Genomic DNA, 20,713 nt, shown 5'->3' with positions numbered 1-20,713 from the left:
GGTGGACCCGCGCAAACAACGACGGCACGCCGGAACCACAGTGGTGCGGACGAGGCCCTCTTCCTCCGGACCCGCACCGGTGGTCCCGGCGTGCCGAGACGTCGACGAACTACTCGATCAGCGAGCGCGACGTGCGAGGCGCTCGGAATCCGAGATCAGGACGCTCTTGCCCTCGAGGCGCAGCCACCCGCGATGCGCGAAGTCGGCCAGCGCCTTGTTGACGGTTTCCCGGGAAGCGCCGACCAGCTGGGCGATCTCTTCCTGGGTCAGGTCGTGGGTCACGCGCAGCGCGCCCGCTTCCTGGGTGCCGAAGCGCTGTGCGAGCTGCAGCAGCGCCTTGGCGACGCGGCCGGGCACGTCGGTGAAGATGAGGTCGGCGAGGTTGTTGTTGGTGCGGCGAAGGCGTCGTGCCAGCACGCGCAGCAGCTGCTCAGCGATCTCGGGGCGCTGATCGATCCACGACTTGAGTGCGTCGCGGTCCATCGTGACGGCGCGGACCTCGGTGACCGTGGTGGCGGTCGAGGTACGCGGGCCGGGGTCGAAGATCGACAGTTCACCGAACATGTCGGACGGACCCATGATGGTCAGCAGGTTTTCCCGGCCGTCGGGTGAGCGACGACCGATCTTCACCTTGCCCGTCGTGATGATGTACAGCCGATCGCCGGGTTCGCCCTCGTTGAAGATGACGTGGCCGCGCGGAAAATCTACGGGCTGCAGCTGCTTGGCGAGCGCGGCCACCGCGGTGGGCTCGACGCCTTGGAAGATGCCTGCTCTGGCGAGGGCCTCGTCCACGAATGTGCTCCTTATGGGATATGGCTTGCGAACCTGGTCGAGCGAATCGACCAACAGCGCAGTCTACGCGGCATCACGGCAGCACAGTGACAGACACCACGTAAAGAGTGAATTGCGCGATGTGCGCACACCGTGAACGGGCGGTCCGCCCGCGGGAATCGATCGATCAGCTGGCGCGGGCGACATCCATTTCGGAGTCACGTGACCGGCGCTTGCGCATCCGCGCGACCGCGGCGGGCAGGCCGAGCTTCGTCAGCTCTTTCACTTCGGCGTTGCTGGCGTTGTCCAGGTACTGCTGAACCTCTTCGTCGGGTTCGAGAAGCTTTCGGAGCCGATTCTCGACCCGCTCCATTCCCAGCGCGAACAGCATCAACAGCACTGGGAAGAGCACCACAGCGAGTCCTTGCATGACAGGCAGTAAACACGGTCCAGGTCTCAGATGGAACACAGCGGGCAAACTGACCGCCCAATGTTGTCGTAGTGGTTCCGTATGGTGGACAGGTGCCCGTTTCCCCCGCCACCGCCGCCGCAGACGACGCCGCCCCGGCCGCGGAAACGGCCGCGGTTCCCACCGGCATCTCCGCGGCGCGCAAGCGCAAGAACCGTGCGATAGCTGCGGAAACGCGCATCGGACTGGTCCGCAGGGCCCGCCGGATGAACCGGACGCTCGGCGCGGCCTTCCCCGACGCGCACTGCGAGCTGGACTTCACCACGCCGCTGGAATTGGCGGTGGCGACGATCCTGTCCGCCCAGTGCACCGACGTCCGCGTGAACCTCACCACTCCCGCGCTGTTCGCGAAGTATCGCAGCGCGCGCGACTACGCCGAGGCCAACCGTGCCGAGCTGGAGGAATACATCCGGCCGACGGGGTTCTACCGGAACAAGACCAGTTCGCTCATGGGGCTCGGGCAGGCGCTCGTCACCGGATTCGACGGTGAGTTGCCTCACACGATGGGCGAACTGGTGAAGCTGCCCGGCATCGGGCGCAAAACTGCCAACGTCATCCTCGGTAACGCGTTCGGTGTGCCCGGCATCACCGTCGACACCCATTTCGGCCGGCTGGTCCGCCGCTGGAAGTGGACCGAGGACGAAGATCCGGTCAAGGTCGAACACGCGGTCGGCGAGCTGGTCGAGCGCAAGGAGTGGACGATGCTCTCGCATCGGGTGATCTTTCACGGTCGCCGGGTGTGTCATGCGCGCAAACCGGCGTGCGGCGCCTGTGTGCTCGCCAACGATTGCCCGTCGTTCGGGATCGGGCCGACCGATCCGGCCGTCGCGGCCGAGCTGATCAAGGGGCCGGAGCGCGAGCACCTGCTCGATATGGTCGGCCTGTGAGTGATTCCGCCGAACCGTCGCTGTCGCGGCGGCCCGCGTTGCGCTGGGCGCTGGCCGCGCTGATCGTCGTCGTCGCGGCGGCGGTCGCGCTGTGGCCGCGCGGCGGCTCCGAGACCACGGGCCCGGCGCGGACGGCGAAGCAACCGGCGGTGGCCTCGGCCGAGCAGCGCGCGGCCGCGGGTCTCACCGCGTGCCCGGTACCGGCCGCGGGCGCGACCGGTACGGGGCCGCTGGCCGGAATCACCCTGACCTGTCTGGCCGACGGCGCGCCCGTCGACCTGTCCGCCGCGCTGGCAGGCAAGCCCGCGCTGCTCAATCTCTGGGCGTACTGGTGCGGCCCGTGCGCTGTCGAGCTGCCCCACCTGCAGGAATTCGCGCAGCGCGCGGGCACGGAGCTCACCGTGCTGACCGTGCACACCGATCCCGACGAGGTGAAGGCGCTGGCCCGGCTGAGCGGCCTCGGCATCACCCTGCCCGGTGTGGCGGACCCGCAGGCGAGCGTGCGCGCGGCCGTCGGGGCGCCCGCGGTGCTCCCGGTGTCGGTGCTCGTGCGCGCGGACGGCACCATTGCCAGCGTCGAGGTTCGCACGTTCGCCGATGTCGCCGACATCGCCGACACGGTGGCCGAGGAACTCGGCGTTCGGATCGCGGTATGACGAAGGACGTTGTGATGAACGGTGTGATGCGGTTGGACGAGTCCGGCCTTCCGTCCTGGCTGCGCGCCGCGATCCGGCACGGCGGCCCCGATGCCGACGACACCCTCGCCACGTCCCGCGCCCTGCGCCGGGCCATGTCGATCACCGGCAAGCCGCGGCAGGCCGCGGTGCTCGTGCTGTTCGGCGGCGCACCCGAACCCGACCCCACCGCACCGGGCGGCCTGCCCGCCGACGCCGACGTGCTGCTCACCCAGCGCGCCTCGACCATGCGTCAGCACCGCGGCCAGGTCGCGTTCCCCGGTGGCGCCGAGGACCCCGGCGACGACGGCCCGGTCGGCACCGCGCTGCGCGAGGCCGCCGAGGAGACCGGCCTCGACCCTGCGGGCGTGCAGCCCTTCGCGGTACTGCCGAAACTGTTCGTGCCGCCGTCGAAGTTCGATGTGACCCCGGTACTCGGCTACTGGCGGGCACCCAGCGCGGTCGGCGTCGTCGATCCGGCCGAAACCGAGCGTGTCGTCCGTGTTCCGCTGACCGAATTGCTCGATCCGGCACACAGATTCATGGTGCGTGGCAGTCTCGGCTACCAGAGTCCCGCGTTCCAGGTCGACGGCATGCTGGTCTGGGGGCTCACCGGCGGTATCCTCGCCGGCATCATCAAAACGGCTGGGTGGGAACGAGACTGGGATCGGGGCGACGTGCGTGACTTGGAGAGCTCGTTGGCTGCGGTCGGAATGACCCTGTGAGCCCCTCGGTATGGCTCGATATCGCGGTTGTGCTGATCGCGCTGGTCGCGGCGTCCACCGGCTGGCGGCAAGGCGCGGTAGCGTCGGCGCTGGCGTTCTTCGGCGTCGCGCTGGGCGCGGTCGCCGGCATTCTGATCGCGCCACACATCCTCAAACACCTCACTGAGGGTCGCAGCCGGGTACTCGGCGGCATCCTGCTGATCGTGCTGCTGGTGATCGTCGGCGAGGTCGCGGGCATGGTGCTCGGCCGGGCCGCGCGCAGCAGCATGCGTCATCCGGTCGCGCGCAGCGTGGACAGCGCCATCGGCGCGGTGCTGCAGGCGGCGACCGTCCTGGTCGCGGCCTGGCTGCTCGCGCTGCCGCTGGCCACCGCCTCCCAACCCGGTGTCGCGGCGGCCATCAACGGTTCGCGCGTGCTCGCCGACGTCAACGCGGTGGCGCCGAGCTGGCTGCGCAAGCTGCCCAACGAGTTCTCCAAGCTGCTCAACACCTCCGGGCTGCCGGACGTCATCGGGCCGTTCGGCCGGGCGCCGATCGCCGCTGTGGAACCGCCGGACGCGAGCGTGCTCGCCAGCCCGGTCGCGGCTTCGCTGCAGCAGAGCGTGCTGCGTATCCGCGGTGTCGCGCCCAGCTGCCAGCGTGCGCTCGAGGGCTCCGGTTTCGTCGTCGCGCCCGAACGCGTGATGACCAACGCGCACGTCGTCGCGGGCACCACCGCCGTGTCGGTCGACACCGCGCGCGGCCCGTTGGAAGCCAGCGTGGTGCTGTTCGACCCGTCCAAGGACGTCGCGGTTCTCGCGGTGCCGGGGCTGACCGCGCCGGTCGTGCCGCAGGCGCCCGAAGCGGCGAGCTCGGGCGAGAGCGCGATCGTGCTCGGTTATCCGGGCGGCGGGCCGTACACGGCCAGCGCCGCGCGCGTCCGCGAGACCCTCGACCTCACCGGCCCGACTATCCACCGGGACGGCACCGTCGAGCGTGAGGTGTACACCGTCCGCGGCCAGGTCCGCGCGGGCAACTCGGGCGGACCGCTGGTCGACACCGAGGGCCAGGTGCTCGGCGTGGTCTTCGGCGCCGCGGTCACCGACGACGACACCGGTTACGTGCTGACGCTGCGCGAGGTCGGCGCCGAACTGGCCGCCGCCGAGAACCGCAGCGCCGAGGTCCCGACCGGAGCGTGTGTGCTCAGCTAGCTGGAGCGCTGGCGCGCTCGAGGTCGCGGCCCCTTGTGTCCCGCCGGTCAGGCACCGTTGCTTGCTCCTTCGTCGCCTAGGCAACGGCACCTGACCGGCGGGACGGCCGCGACGGCCGACTTCGTCGGCCTGCCCCTCCTCGAGGTCGGGGCGTGGTGGTCGCGTTGCCAGGACGGTGGCGGCCCTACGGCGAGACGAGTCCATCCTTCGGTGAGCCGTTGACGCCGTTCTGCTTACGCCAGCGGGTGGTCAGCACCTCGTTGACCTTGCGGGGGTTCTCCTGGTGCGCGTAGTGCCCCGCGCCCGGAATCGACACCAGCGTCCGATCCGGCGACAGTCGCGCGCCACGGTGGAACGTGGCGGGCAGCAGGTAGGGGTCGTGTTCGCCGCGCAGGCCGAGTACGGGGATGTCGATCGGGGTGCGCATGGTCGCCATGAAGCGCTTGCCGTCGGGACGCCACTGGCTGCGGAAGGCCCACCGCTGGTACTCCAGCGCGCTGTGCGCGGCGCCGGGGATCCGGATGGCGGTGCGCATCCGCGCCGCGGTCTCGGCGAATTCGGCCGTGCGCGACCAGGATTCGCTCACCCGCTCGCGCAGCAGCCGCTCCACCTCGGCGCCGTCGCGGCGGGTGAGCAGGTGCTCGGGGTAGCGCGGCAGCTGGTAGCGCAGGAAGTCCGGCAGCCAGGTGGCACGCTGGGCGGGGTCGCGCAGGACCGCGCTCTTCAGTGCCGCGGGATGCGGTGAGCTCACCAGGGCGATCGAGCGGACCAGCCGGGGATGCAGCACCGCGGTGGCCCAGCAGACCAGCCCGCCCTCGGCATGCCCGACGAGCGTGGCCTCGGTGTGGCCGAGCGCCCGGATGAGGCCGGCGATGTCACCGGCGAGGGTCCAGCCGTCGTAGCCGCGTGGCGGCTTGTCGGTGTCACCGTAGCCGCGCAGGTCGACGGCGACGGTGCGATACCCGTGGTCGGCGAGCCCGGTCAGCTGATGCCGCCACGACCACCAGAAGTCGGCGAAGCCGTGTAGCAGCAGCACCAGCGGGGTATCGGCACGGTCCGCTCCGTCGGCTTCGACGACGTGGAAGCGGATCCCGTTGGCGTGCACGTCACGGTGGGTCCACGGTCCGTCGTAACGGACGCTGGACGGATCCGGGAATGAGTTGGACGACACGCCGATCGAGCCTAGTAGGCGGGTCCGGCCGTCGCGATCGGGCCCGCCCGGCGCGTCATCGGATGGCCGACTTCTCCAACGCGGGAGCGTGCTCACTGTGGGTGAGCGCGGCAGGCAGTACCTCGGCGGCCTGCTTGAGCGAGTTGATCGTCTTCTCCGGCGCCCGCAGTTTGCGCACCTTGAGCCAGCCGAGCAGGGCGAGCAGTGCGGTGGTGGCCACCATCAGCACGAACACGATCAGGAACGCGGCCCAGCGGTACAGCCACACATCCAGCAGTTCGGCGAGGAAGAAGAAAAAGAAGAACGAGCTGAACAGCAGCACCGTCAACGCGAGAATGAAGAAGACGCTGCCGGTGAGGCCCTTGCGGACCTCGGCGGTGACCTCGGCCTTGGCCAGCGCCACCTCGGCGCGCACGAGGGTCGACATCTGCTCGGTCGCATCACGGACGAGACTGCCGATGCTCGCCGATCCGGGCGGGTTGGCGTCGGTCAACGGGATGGAAGTGACCGTGCGACCGTCATTTCCGCCTTGGGTGTAACTCACTTCGTCGACCCTTCTCCCTGTCCTGGCACTACTAGGCCTCACTGTCCGGTTGTAACTCGTCCGCGTCGCGGCGCGCCTGGTGCACACGTCCTCTGCGCAACAGTAGCGCCGATCCGAGCAGCGATGCTGCCATGGAGGTCACCAGGACGGCGGCCTTCGCCAGATCGATGGCGTCGTCACCGACATCGGCCAGCGCGAGTTCCGCCACCAGCAGGCTAACGGTGAACCCGATCGCACCGAGTACCGACAGGGCGAACATGTCGCGATACTCCAGCGCCGCCGGTTGTTTCGCCCAGCCCAGACGGATCGCGACCCAGCTGATTCCGAAGATGCCGATCGTCTTGCCCAGCAGCAGTCCGAGGATGATCGCCAGCGACAGCCGCTCGGTGAACAGCGAGCCGAACACGGCACTGTCGAGCGGGACGCCGGAGGCGAACAACGCGAACAGCGGCACGCAGACGCCGGCCGAGATCGGCTGCACGACATGCTCGAGACGGGTGGCGGGCGCGATCTTCTCGCCTGGGTCCTTGCGCACCCGGGTGAGCAGCCCGAGCGCGACACCGGCCAGCGTCGGATGGATGCCCGCTTCGTGCAGCGCGTACCAGCAGACCAGCGCGACCGGAAGGTAGAACAGCGGGGTGCGCAGTCGCTGTCGTTGCGCCAGCGCCCAGGCCGCGCAGCAGGCGATGGCGACGCCGAGCCACAGCATCGACAGCGACGCGGTGAACAGCACCGCGATGAGGATGATCGCGAGCAGGTCGTCGACCACGGCCAGGCTCAGCAGGAACACCCGCGCGCTGGCGGGGATCCGCGACCCGGTCATGGCGAGCACGGCCAGGGCGAAGGCGATGTCGGTGGCGACCGGAATGGCCCAGCCTTTGTCCATCCCGGGCACGCCGTGACCGACCACGATCGCGATCACCGCCGGTGTGACGACTCCGCCCACGGCGGCGATGATCGGCAGCGCGGCCCGTTTCGGGTCGGCCAGCTCGCCGACGACGAATTCGCGTTTGAGTTCGAGCCCGGCGACGAAGAAGAAGATCGCGAGCAGCCCGTCCTTGGTCCAGTCGGCCAGGGTGAGGTCGAGGTGCAGCGCCGGGATGCTCAGCCGGGTGTCGACCATCGCCTGATAGCTCGCGCCCCACGGTGAATTCACCCAGATCAGCGCGACGGCCGCGGCGATGAGCAGCAACGCGCCACCGACGGTCTCGGTGCGCAGATAGCGGGTCAGCTCATTACGAACGCGGGTGATCACGGGCGGGCCTTTCGGCAGGGTGGACAGCGCTGCGGGCGCTCATCCCACCGTGCGGTGCCTGGAGATTCACGACCGCATGCCGACCAGTCTTCCCGGCACACCTGAACGCAATTCTAACGGATACGGCCGGTGACATCCGACGTCACCGGCCGTATCCTGCGCGTTCGCGGCGCGCCCTGGCTCAGTTTCCGCCGGCGCGGATCGCCTCGAAAACGCCCGGGTCGACCAGCGTCGAGGTGTCGCCGAGTTCGCGGCCCTCGGCCACGTCGCGCAGCAGCCTGCGCATGATCTTGCCGCTGCGGGTCTTGGGCAGCTCGGGCACGATGTGGATCTCGCGCGGCTTGGCGATCGGGCTGATCTCCTTGGACACCTCGGCTTTCAGCTCGTCGACCAGGCCGTCACCGGTCCGGCCCGCCGAGTCACCGGTGAGGATGACGAAGGCGACGATGCCCTGCCCGGTCGTCGCGTCGCTGGCGCCGACGACGGCGGCCTCGGCCACGGCCGGGTGCCCGACGAGCGCGGATTCGACCTCGGCGGTGGAGATGCGGTGCCCCGACACGTTCATGACGTCGTCGACCCGGCCGAGCACCCACAGGTCGCCGTCCGCGTCGAGCTTGGCGCCGTCACCGGCGAAGTACCAGCCCTGCTCGGCGTAGCGCTCCCAGTACGTCGCCCGGTACCGCTCCATGTCGCCCCAGATGCCGCGCAGCATCGACGGCCATGGCTTGTCCAGCACCAGATAGCCGTTGGCCTCGGTCTCGCCGAGCTGCACCGGCTTGCCCTCCTCGTCGACGACCGTCGCCGAGATGCCGGGCAGCGCTCGCATGGCCGCGCCCGGCTTCGCGGCGGTGACGCCGGGCAGCGGGGAGATCATGATGGCGCCGGTTTCGGTTTGCCACCAGGTGTCGACGATGGGGGTCGTGTTGGCGCCGATGACTTCTCGGTACCAGCGCCAGGCTTCGGGGTTGATGGGTTCGCCGACGGAGCCGAGCAGTCGCAGCGTGGACAGGTTGTGGGCGTCGGGGATCTCGCGGCCCCATTTCATAAAAGTGCGGATCAGAGTCGGTGCGGTGTAATAGATGGTGACGCCGTACTTTTCGATGATCTCGAAGTGGCGGTGTTCGTTGGGGGAGTTGGGGGTGCCCTCGTAGACGACCTGGGTGGCGCGGTTGGCGAGTGGTCCGTAGACGATGTAGCTGTGGCCGGTGACCCAGCCGATGTCGGCGGTGCACCAGTAGACGTCGTCGCCTGCTTTGTGGTCGAAGACGTTGTGGTGGGTGTAGGCGGCCTGGGTGAGGTAGCCGCCGGTGGTGTGCAGGATCCCCTTGGGTTTTCCGGTGGTGCCGGAGGTGTAGAGGATGAACAGGGGGTGCTCGGCGGGGAAGGGCCGCGCCTCGTGCGAAGGCGAAGCGGCGGAGACGGTTTCGTGCCACCACAGGTCGCGACCATCCGTCCACGGCACCTCGGTGCCGACGCGGCGCACCACCAGCACGTGCTCGACCGAGGACGGCACATCGCCCTTGGCGGCGAGCGCCTCGTCGACGGCCTCCTTGAGCGGTGCGGGCTTGCCGCGCCGCCACTGCCCGTCGGTGGTGATGATCAGCCGGGCCTCGGCGTCGTCGACCCGCTGCCGCAGCGCGCTGGGCGAGAAGCCGGCGAACACCACCGAGTGGGTGAGGCCGAGGCGGGCGCAGGCCAGCATCGACACGATCGCTTCGGGCACCATCGGCATGTAGATCGCGACGCGGTCACCCGCCTCGAGGCCGAGTTCGGTCAGGTAGTTCGCGGCACGTGAGACCTCGTCGAGCAGTTCGCGGTAGGTGATGTCGCGGGAGTCGCCCGGCTCACCCTCCCAGTGGATGGCGACCTGGTCGCCGTGCCCGTCGACGACGTGCCGGTCGACGCAGTTGTAGGCGACATTGAGCTCGCCGTCGGCGAACCAGCGCGCCACCGGGGCATCGCTCCAGTCCAGCACCTGAGTGAAGGGCTTGTGCCAGTGCAGCCGGTTCGCCTGTGCGGTCCAGAAGCCGTCGCGGTCGGTCTCGCCGCGGTCGTAGAGGGCGGCGCCCGCGTTGGCGGAGGCGGCGAACTCCGCGCTCGGGGGATACGAGTCCTGATGTCCTGCAGCGGTTTCGGTCATGTCGAATCAGCCTCACATGCCTGGTGCGGTCGGGTCGGTCGCGAGGGGCTCGCCCCTGCTCCCTCGACAGTAGTCAACCCGGGTGCACCGTCGGGGGCGTTGTATCGGCGAGGTTTCGTGGCGGTCGATCGAGGCAAGTTCATCCGATGACTTCGCGGACAGACCGGGCGGTCGCGGGCTATCGTTTTAACTCAACCGTTCAGCTGATGGTTCCGAGAATTGTTCATTTTTTTCTGCCGAGCATGAGGGGCTCGGCAATTCTTCCTGCATTTCCGGCGGGTAACCGTACTGATACATGTGAAGCGAAATAGGCTCGGTTCACTGAAAAACCGGGCCGAAGTGGCTAACCTCCGAGCGTTATGCCACGGAATCGAACCGGGAGAGAGCGTTGAGATTCATCAGAGCGACTGCGCTGATCGCAGCGGGCCTGGCGGCCACGAGCCTCAGCCTGACCGCGTGCTCGTCCGACGACACTGCCGACGCGAGCATTGTCACCACCAACGCGGGAGAACCGCAGAATCCGTTGGTGCCGACCAACACCAACGAGAACATGGGTGGTCGCGTCGTCGACCGTTTGTTCGCGGGGCTGAAGTACTACGACGCCACCGGTGAGGCGCACGACGAGATGGCGGAGAAGATCGAGACCGCCGATCGCAAGTCGTATCGGATCACCATCAAGCCGAACTGGAAGTTCACCGACGGCACGACGGTGACCGCCAAGTCCTTCGTCGACGCGTGGAACTACGGCGCGCTCGCCTCCAACGCGCAGTTGCAGAGTTACGTGTTCACCCCCATTGTCGGATTCGACGAGGTGAATGCCGAACAGCCCAAGGCGCAGACGATGTCGGGCCTGAAGGTGGTCGACGACCGCACCTTCACCGTCGAACTGAAATCCCCGTCGATCGATTTCGAGAGCGCGCTCGGCTACGCCCCGTTCTATCCGCTGCCCGACTCCGCCTTCAAGGACATGAAGGCCTTCGGCGAGAACCCGGTCGGCAACGGCCCCTACGCCTTCCAGTCGTGGGAACACAACGTCAAGATCGACTTGAAGCCCAACCCGGATTACCCCGGTGGCCGCCCGGCCAAGAACAAGGGCCTGCGGTTCGTCATGTACCAGTCCTTCGACACCGCCTACGCCGATCTGCAGGCGGGCAATCTCGACACCCTCGACACCATCCCCGACAGCGCGCTGACCTCCTACAAGAGTGATCTCGGCGACCGCGCGATCACCAAGCCGACCGCGCAGAACCAGCACATCGGCATCCAGACCACCGTGCCGCATTTCGGCGGCGAGGAAGGCGTCCTGCGCCGCAAGGCGATCTCGATGGCGATCAACCGGCCGCAGATCATCGAGAAGATCTTCAACGGATTGCGCATTCCCGCCCGCGATTTCACCGCATCGACGCTGCCCGGTTTCAACGGCAACCTGCCGGGCGCGGAAGTGTTCGACTACAACCCGGACCAGGCCAAGAAGCTGTGGGCGCAGGCCGACGCGATCTCGCCGTGGTCGGGCAAGTACACGATCACCTACAACTCCGATGGCGGCCACCAGGCCTGGATCGAGGCCGTGGCCAACAGCGTCAAGAACACCCTCGGAATCGACGCGGTCGCCAACCCGGTGCCGACGTTCAAGAATGTCCGTGACGCGGTGAACGCCAAGACCATCGGCACGGCCTTCCGCTACGGCTGGCAGGGCGACTACCCGACGATGATGCAGTTCCTGTCCTCGCAGTACTACAGCTACTCCGAGACCAACAACGTCGACTACAACAACCCCGAGGTGGACCGTCTCTTCGACGCCGCCATGGCCGCGCCGACCCAGGAGGAGTCCTACAAGCTGATCGCGCAGGCACAGACGATCATGATCAGGGACATGGCCGACATCCCGGTGTTCGACTATGTCGCCGCCGCGGGCCGGTCTGACAAGGTGACCAAGGCCGAGCTGGCCTGGAACGGTCTGTTCGACTTCGAGAACATCGAGAAATAGGCACTCGGAGCTGGGCCGGGCCACGTGATGTGGCTCGGCCCCAGCCGTTTTCGGAGGAATGATGGCTTGGTACATACTTCGGCGCCTGCTCCAGATGATCCCGGTCTTCCTGGGTGCGACGCTGCTGATCTACGCGATGGTGTTCCTGATCCCCGGTGACCCGATCAACGCGCTGGCCGGTGAGAAACCACTGACGCCGGCGGCCGAGGCCGCATTGCGCGCCCAATACCATCTCGATCAGCCGTTCATCGTGCAGTATCTGCTCTATCTGAAGGGGATTCTCACCCTCGATTTCGGCACCTCGTTCTCGGGCAGGCCGGTGCGCGAGGAACTCGAGCGCGCCTTCCCGATCACCATCCGGCTGGCCTTTCTCGCGGTGCTCGTCGAGGGCTTCTTCGGCATCCTGTTCGGCCTGATCGCCGGCCTGCGCAAGGGCAAGCTGTTCGATTCGACGATGCTGATCGCCAGCCTGGTGATCATCGCGCTGCCGGTGTTCGTCGTCGGTTATCTGGCGCAGTACTTCCTCGGCGTGAAATGGGGGATCGCCCCGGTCACCGTCACGGGCAATGCGAGCCTCGGCGAGTTGCTCGTTCCCGCCTTCGTGCTGGGCTCGCTGTCGTTCGCGTATGTGCTGCGGCTGACCCGTAACTCCGTGGCGGAGAACAAATCCGCCGACTATGTCCGCACGGCGACGGCGAAGGGGCTCGGGCGCCGCCGCGTGGTGACCGTGCATATCCTGCGGAATTCGATGATCCCGGTGGTCACCTTTCTCGGCGCCGATTTCGGCGCGCTGATGGCGGGCGCCATCGTCACCGAGGGCATCTTCAACATTCCCGGCGTCGGCGGCACGATATACCAGGCGATCATCCGCGGCGAGCCGCCGACGGTGGTGTCGTTCGTGACGGTGCTGGTCGTGGTGTTCCTGCTGGTGAACCTGTTCATCGACCTGCTCTACGCCGTGCTCGACCCGAGGATCCGTTATGCATGAGAGCCAACAGCATTTCGTGGCCCCCGCCGACGAGGTGGAGGTGCTGGCCACCGATCGGGTGGTCGACGCGGGCACGCCGACCAGCATCTGGGGCGACGCGTGGCGGCGGTTGCGCCGCAATCCGGTGTTCCTGGTCGCGGTGGTGCTGATCGTGCTGGTGCTGCTGGTCGTGGTGTGGCCGGCGCTGTTCACCAGCCAGGACCCGAAGCTGTGCCTGGGCGAGTTCGGCATGGACGGCCCACGTCCCGGCCACCCGTTCGGGTTCGACAAGCAGGGCTGCGACGTCTACGCGCGGACGATCTATGGTGCGCGGGCCTCGGTCAGCGTCGGCGTCGGAGCGGCGATGCTGTTCCTGCTGGTCGGCGGGATACTCGGCGCGCTGTCCGGGTTCTACGGCGGCGTGCTCGACTCGATCGTCTCGCGGATCGCCGAGATCTTCTACGCCATCCCGATGGTGCTGGCGGCGATCTTGCTGCTGCAGCTGCTGCGGCCGGCGACGGTGCTGACGGTGATCCTGATCCTCGTCGCGTTCACCTGGCCGCAGGCGGCCCGCATCGCCCGTGGTGCGGTGATCGAAGCCAAGAACAGCGAATACGTCACCGCTGCCAAGGCTTTGGGGTTGTCGCGGCTGGGGACTTTGGTGCGGCATGTGCTGCCGAACGCGGCGGGTCCGTTGATCGTGGTCGCCACGCTGTGGCTCGGCGTCTTCATCGTCACCGAGGCGACGTTGTCGTTCCTCGGCGTCGGCCTGCCGCCCGACATCGTGGCCTGGGGCGCCGATATCGCCCGCGCGAAGAACGAGATCCGTACCTCCCCGATCCTGTTCTACCCGGCGGCCGCGCTGGCTGTCACCGTGCTGAGCTTCATCCTGCTCGGCGATGCGGTGCGCGATGCGCTCGATCCGAAGGAGCGCACCCGATGAGCGACGACAAACCGCTGCTGGAGATCCGTGATCTGGATGTCGGCTTCACCACTGACGGCAAGCCGGTGCCCGCGGTGCGTGGGGTGAACCTCACTGTCTTCCCGGGCCAGACCGTCGCCATCGTCGGCGAGTCCGGCTCGGGCAAGTCGACGACCGCGCACGCGATCATCGATCTGCTGCCCGGCACCGGTGAGGTGACCGGCGGGCAGATCCTCTTCGACGGCAAGGACCTCACCAAGGCCTCGGCCAAGGAGATCGTCGCGATCCGTGGCAGCGGCATCGGGCTGGTGCCGCAGGACCCCATGTCGAATCTGAACCCGGTGTGGAAGATCGGCTTCCAGATCCGGGAGACACTGGTCGCCAACGGCATCGCCACCGGTGACGCGGCCCGCAAGCGCTCGGTGGAGCTGCTGGCCGAGGCGGGGATGGCGGACGCGCAGCGGCGGGTGAACCAGTATCCGCACGAGTTCTCCGGCGGCATGCGCCAGCGCGCGCTCATCGCGATCGGGCTCTCGTGCAGGCCGAAACTGCTGATCGCCGACGAACCGACCTCGGCACTGGACGTCACCGTGCAGCGGCAGATCCTGGGCCATCTCGAACAGCTCACCAGCGAGCTCGGCACCGCGGTGCTGCTGATCACCCACGACCTCGGCCTGGCCGCGGAACGGGCCGAGCATCTGGTGGTGATGTATCGCGGCCGGGTCGTGGAATCCGGACCGGCCCTGCAGATCCTGCGCGATCCGCAGCACGCCTACACCAAGAAGCTGGTGAACTCCGCGCCCTCGCTGGCCGCGCAGCGGATGTCGTCCTCGCGGCAGCGGGCCGCCGTGCGCGCGCAGGCCGTCGAGGTGGCCGAAGCCGGAGATCTGGTCGGCGACACCGTGCTCGACGTGCGGAATCTGACCAAGGCGTTCAAGATTCGCGGCAAGCGGCCATGGCAGTCCACGGATTTCGTGGCCGTCGACGAGGTGAGCTTCACCGTCGAACGCGGCACGACCACCGCGATCGTCGGCGAGTCCGGCTCGGGCAAGTCGACCATCGCCCAGATGGTGCTCGGCCTGCTGGAACCGACCTCGGGCACCGTGGCCTTCGACGGGAAGGATGTCGCGAAGCTGGACAGCAGGGGCGCGTTCGCCTTCCGCCGCCGGGTACAGCCGATCTTCCAGAACCCGTACGGCTCGCTCGACCCGATGTACTCGATCTTCCGCACGATCGAGGAGCCGCTGCGGGTGCACAAGATCGGCACCTCGAAGGAGCGCGAGGCGGTGGTGCGCGACCTGCTCGACAAGGTGTCGCTGCCGTCGTCGGTGCTGCGCCGCTATCCCAACGAGCTGTCCGGCGGGCAGCGTCAGCGGGTCGCGATCGCGCGGGCACTGGCGCTCTCGCCCGAGCTGGTGGTCTGCGACGAGGCGGTCTCGGCGCTGGACGTGCTGGTCCAGGCACAGATCCTCACCCTGCTCAACGACCTGCAAGCCGAGCTGGGGCTGACGTATCTGTTCATCACCCACGACCTGGCCGTCGTCCGGCAGATCGCGGACAATGTGCTGGTCATGCGGGCGGGCAAGGTGGTGGAGGCCGCCACCACCGACGAGGTGTTCGCCGCGCCGGAGCAGGACTACACGCGGGCACTGCTCGAGGCGATTCCGGGACGGGAGTTGCTCACGGGGTAATCGCGCGGGTGTAACGCGAGCGGTGCTCGCTCGTGTGCCGGGGCGAATCAACCGCGAAGGCGCAGCTCACCGGCGTACCGTGGACGCGTCCGAGGTGGTGCGGTGCAGATCGCAGGGGCAGGAGACGCCGATGGATCGGATCGATGCCGAACGACAGGCCGAGCTGGAATCGCGCAGGCGCCGGGCGCTGACCCCGGCGGCGAAGCGGCTCGCCGAGGTGCCGTGGCCGGACCGTACCTGGCCGCGGATCCGTGGGCTGCACGTGGCCGTCGAGGACACAGTGTACGAACGGTAGCCTCGTATGCCGTGACTGATCCGCTACAGCCCCTGGTCGACCTGCCCGGCGTGCGTGAAGCCGCCGACAAGGCCCGCGACGCGCTCGCCGCGGTGCATCGGCACAAGTCGAACCGGCGCGGCTGGGCGACCACCGCCGCCGAAGCGGCGGTCCGCGCCGCGCGGTCCTCGGCCGCCATCGAAGGCGCGAGCACCGATCTGCCCGCCGATGGGAAGGTCAGCGATCCGGTGCTGGCCGGCGCGCTGCGGGTGGGTCAGGCGCTCGACGGTGACGCCCTGACGAACCTGGTCGGTACCTGGCAGCGCGCGCCGCTGCAGGCACTGGCCCGGCTGCATCTGCTCGCCGCCGCCGACCTGGTCTCCGACGAACAGGAACTCGGCCGGCCGCGGTCGGCCCCGGGCGTCGCGGAGCGGCTGGACCTGCTGGTGCAAACCGTCCAGACGAGCAAGGCGCCCGCGCCCGTCGTCGCGGCGGTCGTGCACGGTGAGTTGCTGTCCCTGCGGCCGTTCGGCACCGCCGACGGTGTCGTCGCGCGGGCGGCATCACGCCTGGTCACGGTCTCGAGCGGGCTGGACCCGCGGTGCCTCGGCGTGCCCGAGGTGTTCTGGCTGCGGCGTCGGCAGGCCTACCTCGACGCGGCCGCCGGGTTCGGGCTCGGCACCGCGGAGGGTGTCGGCGGCTGGGTGCTGTTCTGCGCGGGCGCGCTGGAAGACGGTGCCCGCGAGGCGAACTCGATCGCCGACGCGGCTGCGGGCTGAGACTCTCCACACATCGAAACGGGCGGCGTGCCCGAATACTCGGTCTCGCCGCCCGCTAGCACGGAACACCTGGTTACCAAGCGTGCTCGGTGGGTTGTGTTCGGTGGCCTCGGCGATCATCCGAACCCCGCCGGTTCATCCCCGCAACCTGTGCGAGGCGTTCGCCGACGACTGCCCGAATTTCGCAGGCCCACAACTCTGCTGCCCTTGTCGCGGCGCGCTCCGCGTGGGTACCTGGCGTCCGTGCTGGGAAGGGTGGGATGGGAGGCGAAGCCTTCTCTTCCGGCTCCGTCTTGGCCTTCCGTCCTTCCGTGACTCCATTCTTACACTGTGATGGCACTCACATCAAGGGTTTCGAAGGCATCACCGAATACAGACGTTTTCGGCGTGTCGCCTGGCGATTCGTGCTTGTCCGTCGCAGGTCAGCGACGTTTCCGCAGCAGTCGATAACTGATCGCGCCCGCGATGATCGCGCTCAATCCGACCGCCGCCGTGGCCGCCACGGTGGTGCTCGACGGCGCCTGGAACCGCGACCACAGCGACACCGGATTGGAGAAGGTGAGCACCGGCCAGCCGCGCGTGACGGCCTCCTTGCGCAGCGCCCGGTCGGGGTTCACCACCGTCGGGTGGCCGACCGCGCTCAGCATCGGCAGGTCGGTCACCGAATCGGAGTACGCGTAGCACTTGGACAGGTCGTAACCCTCTGCCGCGGCCAGCTTTTCGATCGCGGCGACCTTGCCCTCGCCGTAGCAGTAGAACTCGATGTCACCGGTGTACTTGCCGTCCTCGACGACCATCCGGGTGGCCTCGGTATGCGAGGCGCCGAGCACCTCGGCTATCGGCGTGACGATCTCCTCGCCCGACGCCGAGACGATCACCACGTCGTGCCCGCGGATCTTGTGATCGGCGATCAGATCGGCGGCCTCGGCGTAGATCAGCGGGTCCACGAGATCGTGAAGCGTCTCGGCCACAATGGATTTCACCTGCTCCACATCCCAGCCGGCGCACATGTTGGCGAGGTTTGCCCGCATTCGTTCCATCTGGTCGTGATCGGCCCCGGAGAGCAGGAACAAAAAGTGCGCGTAGCTGCTCTCCAGCACGGCGCGACGGTTGAGCAGACCCTGTGCGTAGAACGGTTTGCTGAACACGAACGCGCTCGACTTCGCGATCACCGTTTTGTCGAGATCGAAGAACGCCGCGACGCGTCCGCCGGGCACCGGCGCTCGGCCCGAATGGGCGAGTCTTGTGTCCGGAAGCGGAGTCTGGTCACGTTCGGCCGTCACGTCAACAGGATAGGCACGCCTCGCGCGGAGCGCAGTAGGTGGCCGTCCCGGCCCCTCTGTGAGGTTTGCCCCAGGGACGCCGGAGGCCGCGAATCGCCGAAATATGGTGGCGAACGCTACTTGCGCCTGCGCCGGGGGATGGGTGTAGTATTGCTGACACCTGGACATAGTCCAGGCGCGTTCAGCCCGACCCCCCGGGGCTGAACCCGACGGCCCCAGCCTCCTCCCCCCCGGCTGGGGCCGTCCTCTATTTCCAGGTAGATCGCGAAAGTTCTCCACACCCCCGAGTTATCCACAATCGGGTTTTGCCGTCTTTCCGGCTGCTTGCGATTCGACCACGCTGAGCTGCATGAACCTCCTCGCCGCACCACCCGCTGCCGGCCTCGCTCCCGCTCTGGTGCTCGTGCGTGATCACCGCCTGCGCGCCGAAGTGCGCCGGGTCGCGGCGGCCGCGGAACGCGCCACCGACGAGCGGACCATGCCGGTCGGCAGGCATGCGTGGTCGGGTGCGGGCATGGTGATCCTCGACACTGCCGCCGCTACGGCGGCTGCCGCCGAGGGCTGTCCGAGGCGTCCCGGGATCGTGCTCGTCACCGAGGGGGAGCCCGCGGTGCCCGACTGGCAGGCGGCCACCGCGGTCGGTGCGGAGCGGGTCGTCGCGCTGCCTGCCTGCGCGGTCGAACTGGTCGAGCAATTCGCCGAGCACGCCGAATCCCGGACGGGGGAGGGTGTGGTCGTCGCGGTCGCCGGTGCGGGCGGTGGTGCGGGTGCGTCGACACTCGCCGCCGCCATCGCCTTACGCGCGGCCGCGCGACGGTTGCGACCAGACACCGTGCTCATCGATGGCGCGCCGCTCGACGGTGGCATCGACCTGGTGCTCGGGATGGAGAATGTCGCCGGGCTGCGCTGGCCGGACCTGGTCATCGAGGACGGCCGGGTCTCCGCGACGGCACTGCACAACGCGCTGCCCGCTGCGGCGGCCGGGCTCGCGGTGTTGTCCTGCGGGCGGCACGGCGCGGGGCGATCGCCTGCCGAGCTGATGCCGGCCGCGGTCCGGGCCGTCATCGAATCCGGAAGGGCCGCAGGCGATCTGGTCGTCTGCGACGTGTCCGCGGAGCGCGGCCCGGCGGCCGATGCGATGGTCGACGCCGCTGATCTCGTGGTCCTGGTCGTCCCCGCGCGGCTGCGCGCTGTCGCTGCCGCCGAGGTGGTGGCTGCCCATCTGGGGGAGCGAAATCCCAATCGCGGCTTGGTTGTTCGTGGTCCAGCGCCGGGTGGGTTGCGTGGTGCAGAAGTGGCGGAGGTGCTCGGGCTGCCGCTGCTGGCCGCAGTGCGCGGGCAGGCAGGTTTGGCGGTGCGACTCGAACGCGGCGGGCTGAGCGTGCGCAGGCGCGGGCCGCTGCGCGACGCGGCCGACGCGGTGCTGTCGATGGTGGGTGCGCGATGACCACGTTCGTCACCGTCGACCTGCTCGAACGGGTCCGCGAACGGCTCGCCGAGCACGCGGGCGTGCCCGATGCGGCGCAGCTGGCCGCCGCGATCCGGGCCGAAGCCGGTGGTGTCCTCGCCGACACCGATCTGCTGCGGGCGCTGCGTCTGCTGCAGACCGAGATGACCGGCGCCGGCCTGCTCGAGCCGCTGCTGCACGATCCGCAGGTCGCCGATGTGCTCGTCACCGGCCCCGACTCGGTGTGGATCGACCGTGGTCACGGGCTCGAACAGACCGACATCCGCTTCGCCGACGAAGCCGCGGTCCGTCGGCTCGCCCAGCGGCTCGCTCTCGCCGCCGGACGCAGGCTCGACGATGCGCAACCCTGGGTCGACGGCAAGCTCGCCGGCACCGAGGCCGCTCTCGGTGATGCGTTCGGTGTCCGCCTGCACGCGGTCCTCGCACCTGTCGCGCACGACGGGACCTGCCTGTCCCTGCGCGTGCTCCGACCGGCCACCCAGGGCCTGTGCGCCCTGGCCGCCGCCGGCTCGGTCCCGCCTGCCGCACTCCGGCTACTGACCGACATCGTCCGCGCCCGACTGGCCTTCCTCGTCGTCGGCGGTACCGGCGCGGGCAAGACCACCCTGCTTTCCGCGCTCCTCGCCGCCGTAGACCCCGCCGAGCGGATCATCTGCGTCGAGGACGCGGCCGAACTCGCGCCCGTTCATCCGCATGTGGTGCGGCTGGTGGCGCGCACCGCCAACGTCGAGGGCGTCGGCGCGGTCACGGTGCGCGACCTGGTCCGCCAGGCGCTGCGGATGCGCCCCGATCGGATCGTCGTCGGCGAGGTGCGCGGTGCGGAGGTCGTCGACCTGCTCACCGCACTCAACACCGGCCACGACGGCGGCGCGGGAACCGTCCACGCCAACTCACCGCAGGAAGTCCCCGCCCGCCTGGAAGCCCTGGCCGCCCTCGGCGGTATGGATCGCGCGGCCCTGCACAGCCAGCTCGCTGCCGCGGTCCAGGTGGTGCTGCACGTCCACCGCCGAGCCGACGGCACCCGTGGTCTCCACGAGATCGGCGTCCTCGAACGCGACAGCGCCGGCATTCGAATCACCCCCGCATGGCGCTCCGACGGCATGTCCACACCCGGCGCCGCCGAACTGGAGCGACTGATCGAGGTGCGACTCGGATGAGAACAACAGGTGCAGGCGCGTGGCCGATCCGCGGCAACAACGCATCCTCGCAGGGAGGCGGCCGGTGCTCGGCTCGGAGCCGTGCGGCGGCTGGGTCCCCAGGCATCGGTGCAGGTGTGTGGCCGGTCCGCGGAGATGGTGTGTCCCCGCAGGCTGGCGCACGGCGCTCGGAGAGTCGCCGCACATCGGCCAGGTCGCCTGGCATGGGTGTTGGTGTGTGGCCGGTCTACGGCGATGGTGCGTCGCGGCAGGCCGGTGACCGGTGCTCGGCGCCGAGCTGCAGGGCGGTGGGGTCGCGTGGGTCTGGTGTGTGGCCGGTCTACGGCGATGGTGCGTCGCGGCAGGCCGGTGACCGGTCC

General features: G+C 68.8%; 19 protein-coding genes. 12 read left to right on the top strand and 7 right to left on the bottom strand.

Annotated elements, in window-relative coordinates; genetic code table 11:
* Positions 1-117 precede the first annotated feature (117 nt).
* Entirely contained in the window at positions 118-792 is a 675-nt protein-coding gene (locus ACFVAV_RS23480) for a Crp/Fnr family transcriptional regulator (RefSeq protein ID WP_040703546.1), read from the bottom strand.
* Between the two features lie 166 nt (positions 793-958).
* Positions 959-1,201 (bottom strand): hypothetical protein, encoded by a 243-nt coding sequence (locus tag ACFVAV_RS23475; RefSeq protein ID WP_229740069.1) that lies wholly within the window; start codon positions 1,199-1,201, stop codon positions 959-961.
* A 167-nt stretch (positions 1,202-1,368) separates the two neighbouring features.
* Between ACFVAV_RS23475 and nth the strand changes: the two genes are divergently transcribed.
* Genes nth through ACFVAV_RS23455 form a run of 4 tightly spaced genes read left to right on the top strand, consistent with a single transcriptional unit; the run spans position 1,369 to position 4,716 of the window.
* Entirely contained in the window at positions 1,369-2,127 is a 759-nt protein-coding gene (gene nth / locus ACFVAV_RS23470; RefSeq protein WP_379037382.1) for an endonuclease III, read from the top strand.
* The gene (locus ACFVAV_RS23465; protein WP_379037280.1) at positions 2,124-2,783 is read left to right on the top strand and encodes a TlpA family protein disulfide reductase; all 660 of its coding nucleotides are present in this window, start codon (positions 2,124-2,126) and stop codon (positions 2,781-2,783) included. The genes nth and ACFVAV_RS23465 overlap by 4 nt, the downstream gene beginning before the upstream one ends.
* Positions 2,780-3,526: an NUDIX hydrolase gene (locus ACFVAV_RS23460; RefSeq protein WP_379037279.1), complete on the top strand. Its 747-nt coding sequence runs from the start codon at positions 2,780-2,782 to the stop codon at positions 3,524-3,526. The genes ACFVAV_RS23465 and ACFVAV_RS23460 overlap by 4 nt, the downstream gene beginning before the upstream one ends.
* Positions 3,523-4,716 carry a MarP family serine protease gene (locus ACFVAV_RS23455; protein WP_379037277.1) on the top strand — a complete coding sequence of 398 codons (1,194 nt, stop codon included), beginning with the start codon at positions 3,523-3,525 and terminating at the stop codon, positions 4,714-4,716. The genes ACFVAV_RS23460 and ACFVAV_RS23455 overlap by 4 nt, the downstream gene beginning before the upstream one ends.
* A gap of 184 nt (positions 4,717-4,900) precedes the next feature.
* On the opposite strand, the gene ACFVAV_RS23450 is transcribed toward ACFVAV_RS23455, so the two are convergent.
* The 4 genes from ACFVAV_RS23450 to acs form a co-directional block, all read right to left on the bottom strand.
* On the bottom strand, positions 4,901-5,887 hold the full coding sequence (locus tag ACFVAV_RS23450; RefSeq protein WP_379037276.1) for an alpha/beta fold hydrolase: 987 nt from the start codon (positions 5,885-5,887) through the stop codon (positions 4,901-4,903).
* Between the two features lie 55 nt (positions 5,888-5,942).
* Entirely contained in the window at positions 5,943-6,431 is a 489-nt protein-coding gene (locus ACFVAV_RS23445) for a phage holin family protein (RefSeq protein WP_379037275.1), read from the bottom strand.
* A gap of 31 nt (positions 6,432-6,462) precedes the next feature.
* Positions 6,463-7,686, bottom strand: coding sequence for a Na+/H+ antiporter NhaA (nhaA, locus tag ACFVAV_RS23440; protein ID WP_379037274.1), 1,224 nt, complete (start codon positions 7,684-7,686; stop codon positions 6,463-6,465).
* A gap of 181 nt (positions 7,687-7,867) precedes the next feature.
* The gene (gene acs / locus ACFVAV_RS23435; RefSeq protein ID WP_379037273.1) at positions 7,868-9,826 is read right to left on the bottom strand and encodes an acetate--CoA ligase; all 1,959 of its coding nucleotides are present in this window, start codon (positions 9,824-9,826) and stop codon (positions 7,868-7,870) included.
* A 388-nt stretch (positions 9,827-10,214) separates the two neighbouring features.
* Here acs and ACFVAV_RS23430 point away from each other — a divergent pair, with 388 nt between their 5' ends.
* From ACFVAV_RS23430 to ACFVAV_RS23405, 6 genes are all read left to right on the top strand, one after another.
* Positions 10,215-11,813 carry an ABC transporter substrate-binding protein gene (locus ACFVAV_RS23430; RefSeq protein ID WP_379037272.1) on the top strand — a complete coding sequence of 533 codons (1,599 nt, stop codon included), beginning with the start codon at positions 10,215-10,217 and terminating at the stop codon, positions 11,811-11,813.
* 61 nt (positions 11,814-11,874) lie between these two features.
* A complete protein-coding gene (locus ACFVAV_RS23425; protein ID WP_379037271.1) occupies positions 11,875-12,801 on the top strand; it encodes an ABC transporter permease in 927 nt (308 codons plus the stop codon).
* Entirely contained in the window at positions 12,794-13,723 is a 930-nt protein-coding gene (locus ACFVAV_RS23420) for an ABC transporter permease (protein ID WP_379037269.1), read from the top strand. The genes ACFVAV_RS23425 and ACFVAV_RS23420 overlap by 8 nt, the downstream gene beginning before the upstream one ends.
* On the top strand, positions 13,720-15,393 hold the full coding sequence (locus ACFVAV_RS23415; RefSeq protein ID WP_379037268.1) for a dipeptide ABC transporter ATP-binding protein: 1,674 nt from the start codon (positions 13,720-13,722) through the stop codon (positions 15,391-15,393). Before ACFVAV_RS23420 ends, ACFVAV_RS23415 begins: the two co-directional genes overlap by 4 nt.
* Before the next feature lie 130 nt (positions 15,394-15,523).
* Positions 15,524-15,688 carry a hypothetical protein gene (locus tag ACFVAV_RS23410; RefSeq protein WP_379037266.1) on the top strand — a complete coding sequence of 55 codons (165 nt, stop codon included), beginning with the start codon at positions 15,524-15,526 and terminating at the stop codon, positions 15,686-15,688.
* Positions 15,689-15,699: 11 nt separating this feature from the next.
* A complete protein-coding gene (locus ACFVAV_RS23405; RefSeq protein WP_379037265.1) occupies positions 15,700-16,446 on the top strand; it encodes an oxidoreductase in 747 nt (248 codons plus the stop codon).
* A 422-nt stretch (positions 16,447-16,868) separates the two neighbouring features.
* Here ACFVAV_RS23405 and ACFVAV_RS23400 read toward each other — a convergent pair whose 3' ends face one another.
* Positions 16,869-17,663, bottom strand: a complete 795-nt coding sequence (locus tag ACFVAV_RS23400; RefSeq protein WP_379037380.1) for an HAD-IB family hydrolase — start codon at positions 17,661-17,663, stop codon at positions 16,869-16,871.
* Positions 17,664-18,078: 415 nt separating this feature from the next.
* Between ACFVAV_RS23400 and ssd the strand changes: the two genes are divergently transcribed.
* Together ssd and ACFVAV_RS23390 are read left to right on the top strand one after the other, a co-directional pair.
* Entirely contained in the window at positions 18,079-19,176 is a 1,098-nt protein-coding gene (gene ssd / locus ACFVAV_RS23395; protein ID WP_379037264.1) for a septum site-determining protein Ssd, read from the top strand.
* A complete protein-coding gene (locus tag ACFVAV_RS23390) occupies positions 19,173-20,354 on the top strand; it encodes a TadA family conjugal transfer-associated ATPase (RefSeq protein WP_379037262.1) in 1,182 nt (393 codons plus the stop codon). The genes ssd and ACFVAV_RS23390 overlap by 4 nt, the downstream gene beginning before the upstream one ends.
* Positions 20,355-20,713 lie beyond the last annotated feature (359 nt).

It is taken from the genome of Nocardia sp. NPDC057663 (assembly GCF_042799895.1).
GTDB lineage: Bacteria > Actinomycetota > Actinomycetes > Mycobacteriales > Mycobacteriaceae > Nocardia.
Note: the sequence above shows the minus strand (reverse complement) of the source record. Positions and strands in the feature narration are given on the sequence as shown.